Origin of the sequence: Streptomyces griseus subsp. griseus, assembly GCF_000720255.1 — a bacterium.
GTDB classification, from domain to species: domain Bacteria; phylum Actinomycetota; class Actinomycetes; order Streptomycetales; family Streptomycetaceae; genus Streptomyces; species Streptomyces griseus_I.
Map to the genome: position 1 here is coordinate 1 of NZ_JOJE01000044.1, position 13,591 is coordinate 13,591.

Here is a 13,591-nt window from a genome sequence, read left to right on the forward strand (position 1 = left end):
AGCCGGGGGCGGGGGTGGCGACGCCGGGGTGGGGGACAGCGGCAGGGTCGGGGGCGGCGACGGGGTCGGGCACCGCGGTCGGGTCGCTCGGCGGTCGCGTGACTGTCGTCCAGGAATCGTCCATCGGCACGAAAGGAAGTGGCTGCTCCCGCCATGTCCAGGACGATCGATAGGGCCACTGTTCGCCGTCACGGCCCGGCCCGATGTTGCACCAGACCCGCGAGGTCGGCGACAGCGCGATCACCACGTCCACCCGCGGGTCGTGCACCGCGGTGAGCAGCGCCGCTTCGGCTCCTTTGGAGGCGCCGAGGATGCCGATGCGGCGCGCTCCGCCGGAGCGGAGGAGATCGACGGCGTCGAGGAAGGTTTCCAAGGGGATTTCGCAGATTCCCCGGGGTTGTCCCGGCCCGCCAAACCAGCGGATCGCCAAGGCCGCGATGCCCTGGGCGGCGAGCAGGCGTGCTCTCTCATGTTCGACGCGTCCGCTGGAGCCGGCCAGGACCAGGACGCCGACGTCAGTGCCGGCGGCGGGAGCAAGGAGAACGCCCTCCCACGGCTCGGTCAGGTGACGCTCCGTCAGTTTCATGTGCTCTCCGTGCGATGTGGGCGGCTCGCCGAACGAGGCCGATCAGGGCAATGACCTGAAAATGTCGTCAGCGCCGGCGCGAAGTGGCCGTTGCCGGACGGGACACCCCGCCGGCGACGAACCGGGCCGCTCCTCCCAGGGGCGGGCGGCTCCGGCTCCCGGTCGGTCAGCCGGCTGCCGGGCCCTGCGGGACCTCCGCTCGCAGGAACCCGTGGCTCCGCTCCACTTTCGCCACATGCAGCGTGTAGTTCTCGTACCACTCGGCCTGCCCGCGCTTCTGCGCCGCGCGGTGCTCGGCGTTGCTCCGCCACTCCGTGAGGGCGTCGGCGTCGCGGAAGTACCCGACGGTGATGGACAGCCCGCCGGGAGTGTGCGCTTGGTCCATCCCCAGGAACCCCGGGACGTCCTTCACCAGGTCTTCCATGCGTGCGGCGGTCTCACTGTAGCCGCTCTGCTCCTGGGTTCGCACCGAAGTGAAGACCACTGCGTAGTAGGGGGGTTCGTAGGCCTCGACGGGCGTGACAGGCGCTTCGGAGTGATTGCTCATGGCGCCACTGTAAGGCGGGCTGCGCCCAACGACCCGGCGTCTTTACTGAACGGGATATGCAGCGAGTTCAGCCCAGTCCGCAGCGCTCGAATGTGGTACGAACCTGGCGGAGCCCCTCCGCTCTCCAGTGGTCCCGGTCGGGCAGTTGGTCGTCTCGACGCCAGCGCCAGGCCGTGAACACCGCCCAGCCCAGAACGCGGCACCGACGAATCATGCCGTGGTCAGCCCCTGCGTAGTGCTCTCCCACTTCTTCGGGCGCATGGGCGAGGTCGAACTCGATCGGCCCACGGCAGCACGTGGCGAGGTCTACGAAAAGCGGCCCTCTCCTTGTGTTGAGGAGGTTGCCCGGGTGCGGCTCACCGTGCAATAGCTGATCGTCGGCCCCCTCGGCGCTGATCGTGGCGCTCAGCGCCCTGAGGGTGGCGATGAGGAATTCCCGGTCGGAATCGGGCAGTTCGGGAGACTGCCTCCGGTGGTTCACGACTCTGAGTGCTCCGGCGACTCGATCTGTGAAATGCGGTACGCCAAGATCTACCCGGCGCAGGGCCGCATGGTGCCGCATGAGCACGTCTGCGTAGTCGGCCGACGCGATCTTTGATTCCAGAGGTTCGTAGTAGGTCCAGAGCGAGATGGCGAAGGCATCACGCACATGGACCCGGGGGTCGACCCGAGGTTCGAGCTCAGCGACCGGAGCGTGGATGTCGGCGAGCCGACGGGCAACCTCTACCTCGAACTCGGAAGCGGCCAGGTGCCCCGAAGGTGCGACCCGAGCCAGAACGTCGCACGGGAGCAGGCGCAGCACCACGCGGTCCGAGTCGTTGATGACGACCACATCGTCGACCTGGAACCCCAGCTCCGATGCGGTCGCCCGTCCTGCCTCGACTGCGCGACGGAGTTCCAATGGCTCCATGGCGTACTCCCCTCCTCATCTCGATCAGACATTCCCTAAGACGCACCCCACCATCAGAGGGAAGTGTTGTCCGGCCGGGGGAATCGGGCGATCGGGATAAATTCGTTGCGCGGGCACGGTTCCGGGACTTGACTGAACGCCATGTCTGCCCCTTCACCGATCTTCGTAGCGGGTACGGGTCGTTGCGGAACATCGCAGCTCGCGAACATTCTCGGCGAACATCCGCAGATCCACAGGATTCCGATCGAGACCCGGTTCATTGTCGATCCGGGTGGCTTGCGAGACCTGGCGGATGCACTCACGATTCGATACGACCCTATCGTCGGTGACGACGCCCTCCGCAGGCTAAGCGACATCCTGACGGTGCGACTGGTCGGCAGGCCCGACTGGGATCGTGGTCATACCGTTCCCATGGCCATCGGCGAGCGGCACTACGGGGACGCTGTGGGAAGGCTGTGGTCGGAGCTCATCGCGAGCACGTTCGACGAGTCCGTGCCTGCGGCCGGGTTCGGGTACGGCGACTGGCCTGCCGGGCCGTTCGAGCCGCAGAGCTTCCGGCGGGCGGTCCCGAGGTACTTCAGCGATCGGCGCGAGCTGCTCGAGATCCTTCGTCGCGCGGTCGACACGATGTTCGGCGGAGCAGCGGCCGAGGCCGGAGAGCCGACCTGGTGCGAGAAGACACCGTTCAACCTTTTGTGCATGGACTTCCTCTGGGAGCTCGTCCCCGATGCGACCATCGTCCACATCAAGCGCCACCCGGTCGCAGTGGTCGCGTCTCATGTCGACCAGCCATGGGCGCCGCACACCGTCGACGGCTCGCTCGCCTGGCTCAAACCGGTCTATGACCGATGGCTTGCATGGAAGGGCACGGTCGATCTGACGGGCAAGCGATACGTGGAGGTGAGGGCCGAGGACCTCGCAGCCAACTGGCCCGAGCAGCGCCGCGCCCTGTTCGAACTGCTCGGTGTCGACGACTTCGCGACCAGATCGACGTTCGAGTCGCACAGGCTGGAAAATCGCAATGACCAATTCGACGACCGAACCCGTGAGTTCGTCGAACGAACACTTGACGGTGTTGTCCCAGCCATGGGGTATGCGTAGGCCCAGCTCTCAGGGCGGGCGGGAGGCGCGTATCGTCGCGTCGACCGCCCGCCCTGTCCGCGTTCGTGCCCGCATCCCGGCACGGCCATGACAGCAGCTCTCATGGCTCGGTCCGTCACGGGAACGCTGCCGGTCGAGTTGGCGACCGCTGGTGATCTGTTCCGTGAGCCCGAGCGTTCTTGATTCCCGTGTCCTGCGCGCAACGTGTCCGATCGTTCGATTCAGCCACCCGGGTCTGGGCAGGCACGGCCCTGTGTGGTCGACCGCGCCGTACTCAGCGACACCGCTCCTCCATGAGACCGGGTGGTGTCGTCGCTCAGGGGTGTGCTCGTGGGCGTGCCGACCGTTCTCCAACAGCACCGCCTCGTCGCCCACGCGCCCGCGGCAAGCCCCGTACTGCTCGGGCTCAACTCCTCGGCGATCTGCCTCGGCGATCTGCCTCGGCGATCTGCGTCGGCGTCGCCCTGGGCGGTGCCCTTGGCGGCCTCTTCCAACAGTGGATGTCCCCGCAGTGGCTCGGTGTTGCGGCAGCCTGCGTCACCTTGCCTGCGCTCCTGTTGACGCTCGTGAGCGCGCAGAACGGCAAGCGGGCGGCCGCGGAGGAACACAGCCTCGCCACGCACTGAACGGTGCCGCCGACCAGTCGGGCCTGACCGCTGCGGTCCTCGTCCGCGGCAGGGTCGTCGAGTGGGTCGAGGGTGACGTCGCACGGGAGATCATCGACCCGATCTCGACGAAGTACATCGGCGGGCCCCTACACGCACGACAAGGAGCGGGTCGTCGCGCTCATCGAACCCGACCGGCAGAGGGTGGGCTGAGGCACCTCGACGCGGTGGCCGGACGACGGTGGCCCCAGCCAGATGGAAGGAAACGTTTACCATGCGGTCATGGCAGCGCTTGCCGCTCATCGGCCGCAGGAAGCTTCGGATGCAGTAACGTCGGCGGCGTGACGGACAACGGGAAGAGTGCTCGCAAGGCACCAGCACGTACCAAGGCCAGAAGGAAACCAGCAGGTGCGGAGGGCCCCAGCACTATCCGCGATGTCGCCGCGAAGGCGGGCGTTTCCGTGGCAACCGTTTCCCGTACGCTGGCCGGCAACTACCCGGTGTCGACGGAAACCAGGGCCCGTGTGATGGCGGCCGTGGAGTCCCTGCACTATGTCGTGAACGTCCACGCGAAGGCGCTCTCCGGGGGTGTCGCCGGTCCCGTGGCCCTTGTCATCCAGGACATCACGGGCCCTTCCCTGGCCCATGTCGCGGCGGGCGTCGAGCAGGAGGCCACCAGCCGCGGCCGGCTGAGCCTGGTCTGCTCCACGCGGGGCGACGCCGCCCGGGAGGACGACCTGATCCAGCTCATGCGGGAGCAGCACGCCGCCGCGGTCGTCCTGGTCGGGGGCGTGGTGCCCGACGACGCCTATCACCGCCGTATGGCCGAGTACGCCAAGGCCCTCGACGCGGCCGGGTCCCGGCTGGTGCTGGTCGGACGACCTCCGCTGCCCGCCGGGACCCCCGCGACCGTGGTCGAGTACGACGACCGGGGCGGTGCCTTCCAGGCCACCTCGCATCTGCTCGCCGCCGGTCACGGACGGATCCTCTTCCTCGGGGGTGAGCCCGGGCTGAGCAGTGCCGAACAGCGTCGGGAGGGTCATCTGGCCGCTCTGCGGGCCCACTCGGTGCCCTATGAGGAGGAGTTGGACGTGCCGGGTTCGTACACCCGCACCTCGGGCTACCGCCGGGTGCGGGACGTCCTGGATGCCGGCCTGGACTTCACGGCCGTCCTGGCGGGCACCGACGCGATCGCCGTCGGCGCGCTTGCCGCTCTGCGCGAGGCGGACCTGCGGGTTCCGCGTGACGTCTCACTGGTCGGCTTCGACGACGTCCCCTACGCGACGGACCTGACGCCGTCCCTCACCACGGTCCGCGTCCCCTACGAGGAACTGGGGCGCACCGCCGTACGCCTGGCGCTCGACCGGGAGGAACGCATCGGCGGCGACAACCACGTGGTTCTGAGCACCCAGTTGGTGATCCGGGAGTCCGTACGGCCGCCCAGGTGACACCGCCCCGGCCGGCGGTGTGATGTGGTGGCCCAGCCGACTCTTCAGGCGTCACGATGATGATCGCCCGGCCGCCGACGAGCGAGCCGGACCGGGACGAAACAGGGTGGGTTCGAGCGCGCGGACGAGCCGGTCGAGCCAGTCCCGCGCGGAGCCTCGTACCGACGGGTGCTCCGCGCGGAATCCGTCCCAGTCGAACTGCCACCGGGTCATGGCGTCCGCGCCGAGGTCACCGGCAGCGCTGACCGGTGCACGGCACAGGACCTTCCGCAGCAGCCGCTGCGACAGGGCTGTTCCCTCTGCTTCGGCGAGCAGTACCGCGTCGTACAGGTCCTTGCCCTGTGCGCGTCCTTCCGTGGCGCAGTCGACGTGCATCCAGAGCAGCTTCCAGGCCAGCGAGAGCTCCCGGCTCGCGGTCCGGACGGCGACGGGGTCGCCGTCGGCCCGCGGGATCAGCGTCCAGACCGGGGCCTCGGGCAGCAGTTCGTCGCGGGCGAAGTCCAGCCGCACCTCCCCCGGCGGCAGTCCTTCCGCGTGCCAGGGGATGACGAGGCGTACGCCCGGTGTGTCGTACTCCGCGTACGTCCAGGTGCCGTCCTCGTCCGCGTCGTCCGGGACGAGCAGGACGCCGCGGGCCGCCTGGGGGTTCATGCGGACGCGGTCCAGCAGATCCATGTACGGGGGGCTCAGATCCGCGGTCTGCGGGTCGGCGCGTACCCAGTGCAGGCCCTCCGGTGCCAGGTGGGGGCGCCGTCCGTCGGTGCCGAACTCCTCGTACTGCCACATCTCGTAGCGGGCGGCACCGTCCGCCGCTTCCGGCCACTGCTGGACGACGTCGACCGTGTCCACGTAGGGGTACGGGTGGAGGGCGTCCACCCGTACCTCGTCCTCCAGGACCACCCAGTCGAGGTCGGCCGGTTCCCGTGCCGCGGCCCCCGCCCAGGCGGGCAGGCTCATGCTTCCGCGCAGTGCCAGGGACGTGCTCCAGGGGGCGTCCGCGATGAGGGCGAGCACATGGTCGAGGGCCGCGCGGTGGGCCACCCGCCTTTCGAGGACATGTCCGTTCACGGCACGCGACGCTACCAACGGGCACTGACAACGCCCTTCGATGCCGGGAGAGGACCGGGGCGGGCCGCGGGCACGCAGCCCACCCCGGGGCCCTCAGCTCACGTCGAGTGCCGTGTCGTCGATGACGAACGACGTCTGGAGCTTCGAGCCCTCCGTGCCGGTGAACTTGAGGGTGACCGTCTGGCCGGCGTAGGCGCCGAGGTCGAAGGTGCGGGCGGTGTAGCCGGTGGCGGCGTCGAGGTTGGAGTAGGTGGCCAGGGTGCCGAGGACCGTGCCGGAGCTGTTGAGGACCTGGACCTTGAGGGTGTCGTAAGCGGTGCTGGTCGTGGTTTCCGCGGTGTCGACGTGCAGGTGGAAGCTCAGGGTCGCCGTGCAGCCGGACGTGATCGTGACCGGCTGGGAGAGGGTGTCGGTGGTGGCGGTGCCGTTGCCGGCGAGCCAGGCGTAGTACGAGCCCGAACGGGCCGCCTCGCTCGTGGAGTTGGTGATGACGCCGCTGGTGGCGCTCCAGCCCGACGGGCCGGACTCGAAACCGCTGTTCGCCAGGAGCTGGGTGGCCGTGCAGGTGGAACCGCCGCCGTCATCACCACCGCTGCCGCTGCCGCTGTCGCCGGACAGCCTTGCGGTGGCGTTCAGGGCGAGGGCGGCGTTCGTGGCGCTCGTGTCGTTCCAGCCGTCGTAGAGCGTGTTGCCGGACTGGCCGGTGCCGTCGTCGATGGGTGAGCTGTCGCCCCAGAAGGCCACGCGGCCGCTGCCGAACGTGCTGGTCGCGAAGAAGGCGCCGGTGTTGCCGGAGTAGCCGGTGCGGTAGAGCAGGCCCTTGACGGAGGAGTTGTCCCCGGGTTCGAGGGTGGCGGTCGTGCCGCTCGCGATCAGGCTCTTGGTAACCGTGCCGAAGGAGCCGTGCAGGACCGGGTTCGTGCTGTCGCCGATGGCCGACGGGTGGTCGGAGCTGATGCTCAGCGAGTCGATGGAGAAGCCGAACGGGTCGGTGGAGTCGACGCTGTTGTTCGTCATCAGGTCGTTGAGGATCTCGACCGCGTCCTCGCCGTCGTTGTTGCGGTCGGCTCCGGTGTGGTCGGAGATCATGAACAGGCCGCCGCCGTTCTTGACGAAGTTCATGATCGCGGCCTTTTCGGCGGTGGTGAAGAGGGTGTTGGGTTCCGGCAGGACCAGTGTGTCGAACTTCGACAGGTCCGTGGTCGCCGAGCCGCCGTAGGTGAGGCCGGCGCCCGACGGCAGGGTCTTGATGCTGTAGTCGCCGGTCTTCTGCAGGGCGACACCCCAGGACGACAGCGCGCCGGTCCAGTCCGTCTCGGCGGACGGGGTGGCGTCCTGGCCGAGGGGATCGGGCTGGCTGGTGGAGACGATCCAGTCGGCGTTGCCGGCTGTTTCGGCGTGGGCGTTGTCGAACAGGACGCGGTGGGGTGTGGCCGCTTGGGCGGTCGTTGCGCTGGGGCCGAGCTGAAGGGCGGCTCCGGCGGCGAGCAGCCCCAGGCCGGCGAGGGCGGTAAGGACCGTGGGGCGGGATCTTGTGAACTCGAGCATCGGCGAACCTCCGTGGGGGAGCGGGGAGAGAGGCATTGCGGGCGCCGAAAATCTGCGCGCGTAGATCCGGAGTTCGATTGCGATCGTTCTACACGCGTGGAGCGCTTGAAAGGTACATGGCATGAGCGGCCGATGAACAGAAAGGGCGGGCAATGACCGGGACGGACTGGTGGCGCCCTCCAGCGGGCATCCGCCTTGTAACGGGGATACCGGAAAAAAGGGGTGCGAATGGAGATCTCCAGCCTCATCAGTGCCATTTTCATCGGAATCATCATCGGTGTCCTGGGACGGCTCGCGGTCCCGGGGCGCCAGCGGATCGGCATCCTGTGGACGATCATCGTCGGCATCGCGGCCGCGCTGCTCGGCACCGTCATCGCGGAGGTGCTCGGCGTGGCCGACACCAAGGGAGTGGACTGGATCGAGTGGCTCATCCAGATCGGCCTGGCCGCGGCCGGAGTCGCGGCCCTGGACCGGAGCAAGGGAAGGGGGCGCCTTCGCCGTTGACCACGGGGAGGGGTGGGGTGCCGGGCGGCACACGCGTGTGCCGGTAATTGCGTTGCGCCCGCCACCCGGCTCGGGTTGGCTTCCGCGGGTTGCCACCACCCGACTCGCTTCCGCGGGTCGTCACCGCCGAAATCGCCCCCGACGGAGCCTTCTTGTCCATGCGTCTCACCCCTTTGACCGACCTCGAAGCCGGCAGCACGAGCCATCGCCTGGCCTGGCTTGCCGCCGGAGCGGACGGTGCTCCGGTCGGCTCCGCCTATCTGCGGCTGTTCACCCGCGAAGGGCAGCGCCATCTCGCCGAGCTGCAGATCGCGGTGCACGGTGCCGAGCTGCGGCGGGGAGTCGGCTCCCGGCTGCTGGAGGCCGCCGTGGCCGCGGCGCGGGCGGAGGGCCGGCGCTCGGTCATCGCCCAGGCCGAGGCGGGCTCCCCCGCCGACCTGTTCCTCGCGGCACGCGGCTTCCGCCGGGTGCTGACCCTGACGTACGCGCGGCTGCCGCTGGCCGAGGCCGACCTCATGGCCGTCGAGAAGCGGGCCCGACGCCCCTGCCCGGGCTACCGGTTGACCGAGTGGGACGGCACCGTGCCCGCCGAGTTGGCCCAGTCGTACGCGGGCTCCCGGCGCGCCATGGACGACATGCCGATGGAGGACACGGACTTCGGCACGGTCGTGTGGGACGTGGAGCGTGTCGTCGGGGCGGCCGAGGCGGTCGCGCGGCGCGGGGAGCTGCTGCACACCGTCGCCGCGATGGACGTGTCCGACGGCTCGGTGGTCGGGTTCTCCGAGCTCGTGGTGCCGGGTGACGGGAGGGGCGACGCCCAGCACTACGGCACGGCCGTGCTTCCCGAGCACCGGGGCCGCGGTCTCGCCCGCTGGATGAAGGCCGCCTCGATCCTCCGGGCGCGCGAACGGCACCCCCTGCTGGCCGGGCTGCTCACCGACACGGCACAGAGCAACGCGCCGATGCTCGCGGTCAACGACGCGCTCGGGTATGTGCCGACGCATCAGGCGGTGGAGTACCAGCTCGACCTGTAGACGTGCCTACTGCTGTACGTACACGTACGGCGTCGTCGTGGTCAGCGGTGCGAACCCGAGGCGTTCGAGGATGGGGCGGCTCTGGTCGGAGGCGTCGACCTGGAGGTAGTGGTAACCGCGGGAGACGGCGACGCGGGCGCGGTGGGCGACCAGGGCGCGGTAGATGCCGCGGCCGCGCCAGCCCTCGACCGTGCCGCCGCCCCACAGACCGGCGAACCCGGTTCCCGGGACGAGTTCCATACGGGCCGAGCTGACCGGCACGTCCCCGGCCAGGGCGAGGACAGCGACGACCGTGTCGGGGTCGGCGGCGAGCCGGGCGATCATCTGGAGTCGCAGCCGTGCGCTGTCCGTGGCGAACGCCTTCTCGTGCACCTCGGCGACCAGGTCGACTCCGGCCGCGTCGGTGACGGGCACGATACGCACGCCCTCGGGAGGTTCGGCGTCCAGGACGGGCCCGCCGGCCTCGCCGATCATCAGGGTCTCCTCGGGCTCGGGCGTGAAGCCGGCCGCCCTGAGCCGCCGCCCGAGGTCGGCGGGGCGGTCGTGGCCGTAGAGCTTCCACTCGAAGTCGCGGCCCAGCCCGGTGAAGTACGCGATCTGTTCGGCGATCGCCGCATCGGCGTCCGACTCGTCCAGATCGGACCAGAGGACACCGTTCCAGCCCTGTGGGGACGCGACCTGGCGGACCACGTTGCCGGTCCGCTCGATCCAGGCGTCGGGGCCGTCGGGGCGAGCGCCCGCGCGCAGGTCCCGGTCGTGGAGGGCCAGTACGGCGACGTGATCCATGCGCTCATCGGATCATCGAACTCTCCATGGGGCAACGGGATTTCCCGCCTCCCGCCCCTGGGGAAATCGAGCGGCGGGCCGGGGCGCCGGGCACCTGGGCTCGGCGACGTGACCGACGAGAGGAGACGATGGTGCGGGCCCTGCCCGATCTGAAGAACATCACGGGCGCGTGGGAGGTGGCCGACCGTCGGCACGCTCTTCGTCCGCCCGACGCCCGCTCTGGCGACCGTCTCCCCGGACAGCCGCGAGCTGGCCGTGCCGGCGGCGACGGACACCGACTGAGCCGTGTGTGAGCCCGTGTCCGGTGGGACCGAGGGAGGGAAGTCGTAGGACCATGGTGAAGGACGACGAACTGCCGTACCTGCGGCGCTGCGTGGAGCTCGCCGCCGAGGCGCTGGCCGTGGGGGACCAGCCGTTCGGCTCGGTGCTGGTGGGCGGGGACGGCGCCGTGCTGGCGGAGGACCACAACCGGATCGCGTCCGGCGACCGGACACGGCACCCGGAGTTCGAGCTGGCCCGCTGGGCGGCGGCTCACCTGCCCGTCGCGGAGCGGGCCGGAGCGACCGTCTACACCTCCGGCGAGCACTGCCCCATGTGCGCGGCCGCGCACGCCTGGGTGGGCCTCGGCCGCATCGTGTACGCGGTCTCCTCGGCGCAGCTCGCCTCCTGGCTCACCGAGTGGGGCGCCCCGCTGCCTCCGGTACGGATGCTGCCGGTGACGGAGGTCGCTCCGCAGGTCGAGGTGGAAGGGCCCGTGCCGGAACTTGCGGAGGAGGTACGTGCGCTGCACCGCCGCTTCGTGGAGAGGGAACGTGGCTGAGGCGGGTGCGCGGCTGGGGCCCGCCGGTTGCGGACCGACGGAGCCCCAGGGCCTGCGGTGTGGCAGGCCGCGTCAGCGAGTGGACTGAGGGCGGCAGCGGCGGTACAGGGCCGCTCCGCCGAGCAGGAACGCCACGCTGCCCACCGCCGCGGGCAGGGTGCCGTCCGCGCCCGTGTCGGCGAGGGAGGAGACGGACGACGCCGGTGCGGGGCCTTCCGGTGTTGCCTCGTGGGCCTTGGGGGGCGTGTGCGGCGCGGGCGGCGTCCGGGGGGTGGCCGGCTGCTCGGGCTGGGGCTCGGCGGGGTGCACGGGCCGGTCGCCGGAGGTGTTCACGGACTGGTTGCCGGAAACGGCGTTGCCGATGCCGACCACGTTCGCGGTGTTGCCGCTGGCGTTGGCCGGCAGGTCCACGGGCAACTGCACACCGTTGCCGGAGATGACGCCGGGCGAGTCCTTCTGCAGACCTTCGGCCGTCGCCCCACCGGAACCGGAACCGTAGGTGGAACCAGCACCAGCACCAGCACCAGCACCAGAACCAGAACCGGAACCGGAGCTGGAACCCGAGCCGGAACCGTGCCTCTCGCCACCACCCTCGTTGGCGCACTTGTTGCCCACGGCGGAGTTGAGCACCCCCACCACGCTGACGGTGTTGCCGCACACGTTCACCGGGACGTGCACCGGGAGCTGGACGGTGTTGCCCGAGATCACCCCGGGCGAGCCGACCGCCGCGCCGTCGGCCGCCGAGTCGGCGAACGCCGACCCAGCCACAGCCATCGCGCCGGACGCGGCGGCGACCGCGATCACACCGTTTCGGGTAGCCCTTCGCATGGGTTCCCTGCCTTCCAGACATGTTCGCGGGCACTCACCCGCATCGAATAGAACGCGGACGAACCGTCGGAGTTATGGCCAATTCCTCATTCACCCCATTGAGGGCGCACCGACTTCCATCGAACTGGTCCGCGATCCACTCCGGAGGCAGGCCCCGGGAGTGCCGCATATCGTGAGCGAGGGCGCCGCTGGCGTCCCTGGAGGCACTGATGGTGGCCAAGCTGTCGAGGCGGCCCGTGGCCCGGCGTCGCATCCTCGCCGGAGCCCTGGGCGCGTTGGGGCTGGCCCTGCTGGGCGCGGGGCTGCCCGTGGCGGTAGCCGATGGCGACGGGCCCGACCTGTCCCGGTTCTACGACCAGAAGATCAAGTGGTCGAGGTGCCAGGGCGAGGACATGCCCAAGGACCTCCAGTGCGGGAAGGTCACCGTCCCGCTCGACTACGCCAGGCCCCGCGCCGGAACCCTCGACCTGGCCGTCGCCCGCTATCGGGCGACGGGCGACAAACGCGGCTCGGTACTGCTGAACTTCGGCGGCCCGGGTGGCCCGGGCGTGCCGGAGCTCGCGTACGGCGGCAAGGACTTCATGGAGCTCACCAACCGCTACGACGTGGTCACCTTCGACCCACGGGGCGTCGGCAGGTCCTCCCCGGTCAGTTGCGGCGACGGCGACGAGGACGCGTTCGCCGCCATCGACGGCACCGAGGACGACCTCAGTCATCCCGGGGACGTGCTGGACCAGCTGAAGAAGGCGGCCGCCCAGTGCGCCGAGCACTCCGGGCCCGTACTGAAGCACATCGGCACAGTGAACGCCTCCCGGGACATGGACGTGCTGCGCTCGGCCCTCGGCGACAAGAAGCTCAACTACCTCGGCTTCTCCTACGGCACCCGCCTGGGCGCGGTGTACGCGGCACAGTTCCCGGACAAGGTGGGCCGGCTGGCGCTGGACGGCGTGGACACGCTGACCGAGCCGTTGACCGAGCAGGGCGCGGTCGGCGCCCGGGGCCAGCAGGTCGCGCTGGATGCCTTCGTCGACTGGTGTGTGGAGGACATAGCGTGCCCGTTCGGTCAGGACGCGCGTTCGGCCCGGGAGCATGTGGGGAGTCTGGTGCGGTCGCTGGACGAGGATCCGGTGCCCACCGACTTCGGTGAGCCGTTCTCCGGCCAGGATCTGGTGAGCGCCTTCGGCCAGGCGCTCTACAGCAAGGAGTGGTGGCCCTCGCTGGAGCGGGCGCTGGCGGAGCTGGTGGAGAACGGCGACGCGAGCGGCATCATGACGTTCGCGACGCGCGGCACATCGCTGCCCCTTCCGTGGCGGGGGAAGCCCGTCGGCGGCCTCGTCGACGAGGAGGACGTACCGCTCGACAACCTTCCGGCGGCGCTCATGGCGATCAACTGCGCGGACGATCCCGACCGTCCCAGTGCGGCCAGGCTCACCGAGGAGCTGGGCCGGCTGCGCGCCGAGTACGAGCAGGCGTCGCCGATCTTCGGCCGGTACCGGCTCACCCAGGTCCTGATGTGCTACGGCCGCCCCAAGGGCACCGACTACATCCGCGACGACGTCAAGGACGTCGACACGCCGAAGATGCTCCTGGTGGGGACGCGCGGCGACCCGGCGACGCCGTACCGCTGGACCGTGGAGACGGCCGAGCGGCTGGGCGGGTCGGCGGTGGTGCTGGACAACAAGGGCGAGGGCCACACCGGCTACGGCTCCTCCAAGTGCGTGCACCGCAAGGTCGTCACGTTCCTGCTGTACGGCAGCCTGCCTCCGAGCGGCAGTTCCTGCGGGCCGGAGGAGGGGCGTCGCTGAG

At 70.1% G+C, this 13,591-nt stretch carries 13 protein-coding genes; 6 read left to right on the forward strand and 7 right to left on the reverse strand.

Annotated elements, in window-relative coordinates; genetic code table 11:
• The 3 genes from IG99_RS36595 to IG99_RS36605 form a co-directional block, all read right to left on the reverse strand.
• The coding region (locus tag IG99_RS36595; RefSeq protein ID WP_463607364.1) for an alpha/beta hydrolase family protein at positions 1 to 586 on the reverse strand (586 nt) is incomplete at its 3' end.
• A 166-nt stretch (positions 587 to 752) separates the two neighbouring features.
• Positions 753 to 1,133: an antibiotic biosynthesis monooxygenase family protein gene (locus tag IG99_RS36600; RefSeq protein WP_037682056.1), complete on the reverse strand. Its 381-nt coding sequence runs from the start codon at positions 1,131 to 1,133 to the stop codon at positions 753 to 755.
• Positions 1,134 to 1,200: 67 nt separating this feature from the next.
• Positions 1,201 to 2,043, reverse strand: coding sequence for a phosphotransferase (locus IG99_RS36605; RefSeq protein WP_037682057.1), 843 nt, complete (start codon positions 2,041 to 2,043; stop codon positions 1,201 to 1,203).
• A 141-nt stretch (positions 2,044 to 2,184) separates the two neighbouring features.
• On the opposite strand from IG99_RS36605, the gene IG99_RS36610 reads away from it, so the two are divergent.
• Positions 2,185 to 3,144, forward strand: coding sequence for a sulfotransferase family protein (locus IG99_RS36610; RefSeq protein ID WP_199815686.1), 960 nt, complete (start codon positions 2,185 to 2,187; stop codon positions 3,142 to 3,144).
• A 946-nt stretch (positions 3,145 to 4,090) separates the two neighbouring features.
• On the forward strand, positions 4,091 to 5,197 hold the full coding sequence (locus IG99_RS36615) for a LacI family DNA-binding transcriptional regulator (RefSeq protein WP_078948128.1): 1,107 nt from the start codon (positions 4,091 to 4,093) through the stop codon (positions 5,195 to 5,197).
• A 51-nt stretch (positions 5,198 to 5,248) separates the two neighbouring features.
• Here IG99_RS36615 and IG99_RS36620 read toward each other — a convergent pair whose 3' ends face one another.
• Together IG99_RS36620 and IG99_RS36625 are read right to left on the reverse strand one after the other, a co-directional pair.
• Positions 5,249 to 6,265, reverse strand: a complete 1,017-nt coding sequence (locus tag IG99_RS36620; protein WP_051866357.1) for a nucleotidyl transferase AbiEii/AbiGii toxin family protein — start codon at positions 6,263 to 6,265, stop codon at positions 5,249 to 5,251.
• Between the two features lie 93 nt (positions 6,266 to 6,358).
• Positions 6,359 to 7,813 carry a hydrolase gene (locus IG99_RS36625; RefSeq protein ID WP_037682058.1) on the reverse strand — a complete coding sequence of 485 codons (1,455 nt, stop codon included), beginning with the start codon at positions 7,811 to 7,813 and terminating at the stop codon, positions 6,359 to 6,361.
• A gap of 228 nt (positions 7,814 to 8,041) precedes the next feature.
• Here IG99_RS36625 and IG99_RS36630 point away from each other — a divergent pair, with 228 nt between their 5' ends.
• Together IG99_RS36630 and IG99_RS36635 are read left to right on the forward strand one after the other, a co-directional pair.
• Positions 8,042 to 8,317, forward strand: coding sequence for a GlsB/YeaQ/YmgE family stress response membrane protein (locus IG99_RS36630; protein WP_037682059.1), 276 nt, complete (start codon positions 8,042 to 8,044; stop codon positions 8,315 to 8,317).
• 152 nt (positions 8,318 to 8,469) lie between these two features.
• A complete protein-coding gene (locus IG99_RS36635) occupies positions 8,470 to 9,351 on the forward strand; it encodes a GNAT family N-acetyltransferase (protein ID WP_107056113.1) in 882 nt (293 codons plus the stop codon).
• A gap of 6 nt (positions 9,352 to 9,357) precedes the next feature.
• Here IG99_RS36635 and IG99_RS36640 read toward each other — a convergent pair whose 3' ends face one another.
• Positions 9,358 to 10,137 (reverse strand): GNAT family N-acetyltransferase, encoded by a 780-nt coding sequence (locus tag IG99_RS36640; RefSeq protein ID WP_037682061.1) that lies wholly within the window; start codon positions 10,135 to 10,137, stop codon positions 9,358 to 9,360.
• A gap of 334 nt (positions 10,138 to 10,471) precedes the next feature.
• Here IG99_RS36640 and IG99_RS36645 point away from each other — a divergent pair, with 334 nt between their 5' ends.
• Entirely contained in the window at positions 10,472 to 10,957 is a 486-nt protein-coding gene (locus tag IG99_RS36645) for a nucleoside deaminase (RefSeq protein ID WP_037682062.1), read from the forward strand.
• A gap of 72 nt (positions 10,958 to 11,029) precedes the next feature.
• Here IG99_RS36645 and IG99_RS36650 read toward each other — a convergent pair whose 3' ends face one another.
• On the reverse strand, positions 11,030 to 11,785 hold the full coding sequence (locus IG99_RS36650) for a chaplin (protein WP_078948129.1): 756 nt from the start codon (positions 11,783 to 11,785) through the stop codon (positions 11,030 to 11,032).
• A gap of 209 nt (positions 11,786 to 11,994) precedes the next feature.
• Here IG99_RS36650 and IG99_RS36655 point away from each other — a divergent pair, with 209 nt between their 5' ends.
• On the forward strand, positions 11,995 to 13,590 hold the full coding sequence (locus IG99_RS36655; RefSeq protein ID WP_037682065.1) for an alpha/beta hydrolase: 1,596 nt from the start codon (positions 11,995 to 11,997) through the stop codon (positions 13,588 to 13,590).
• Position 13,591 lies beyond the last annotated feature (1 nt).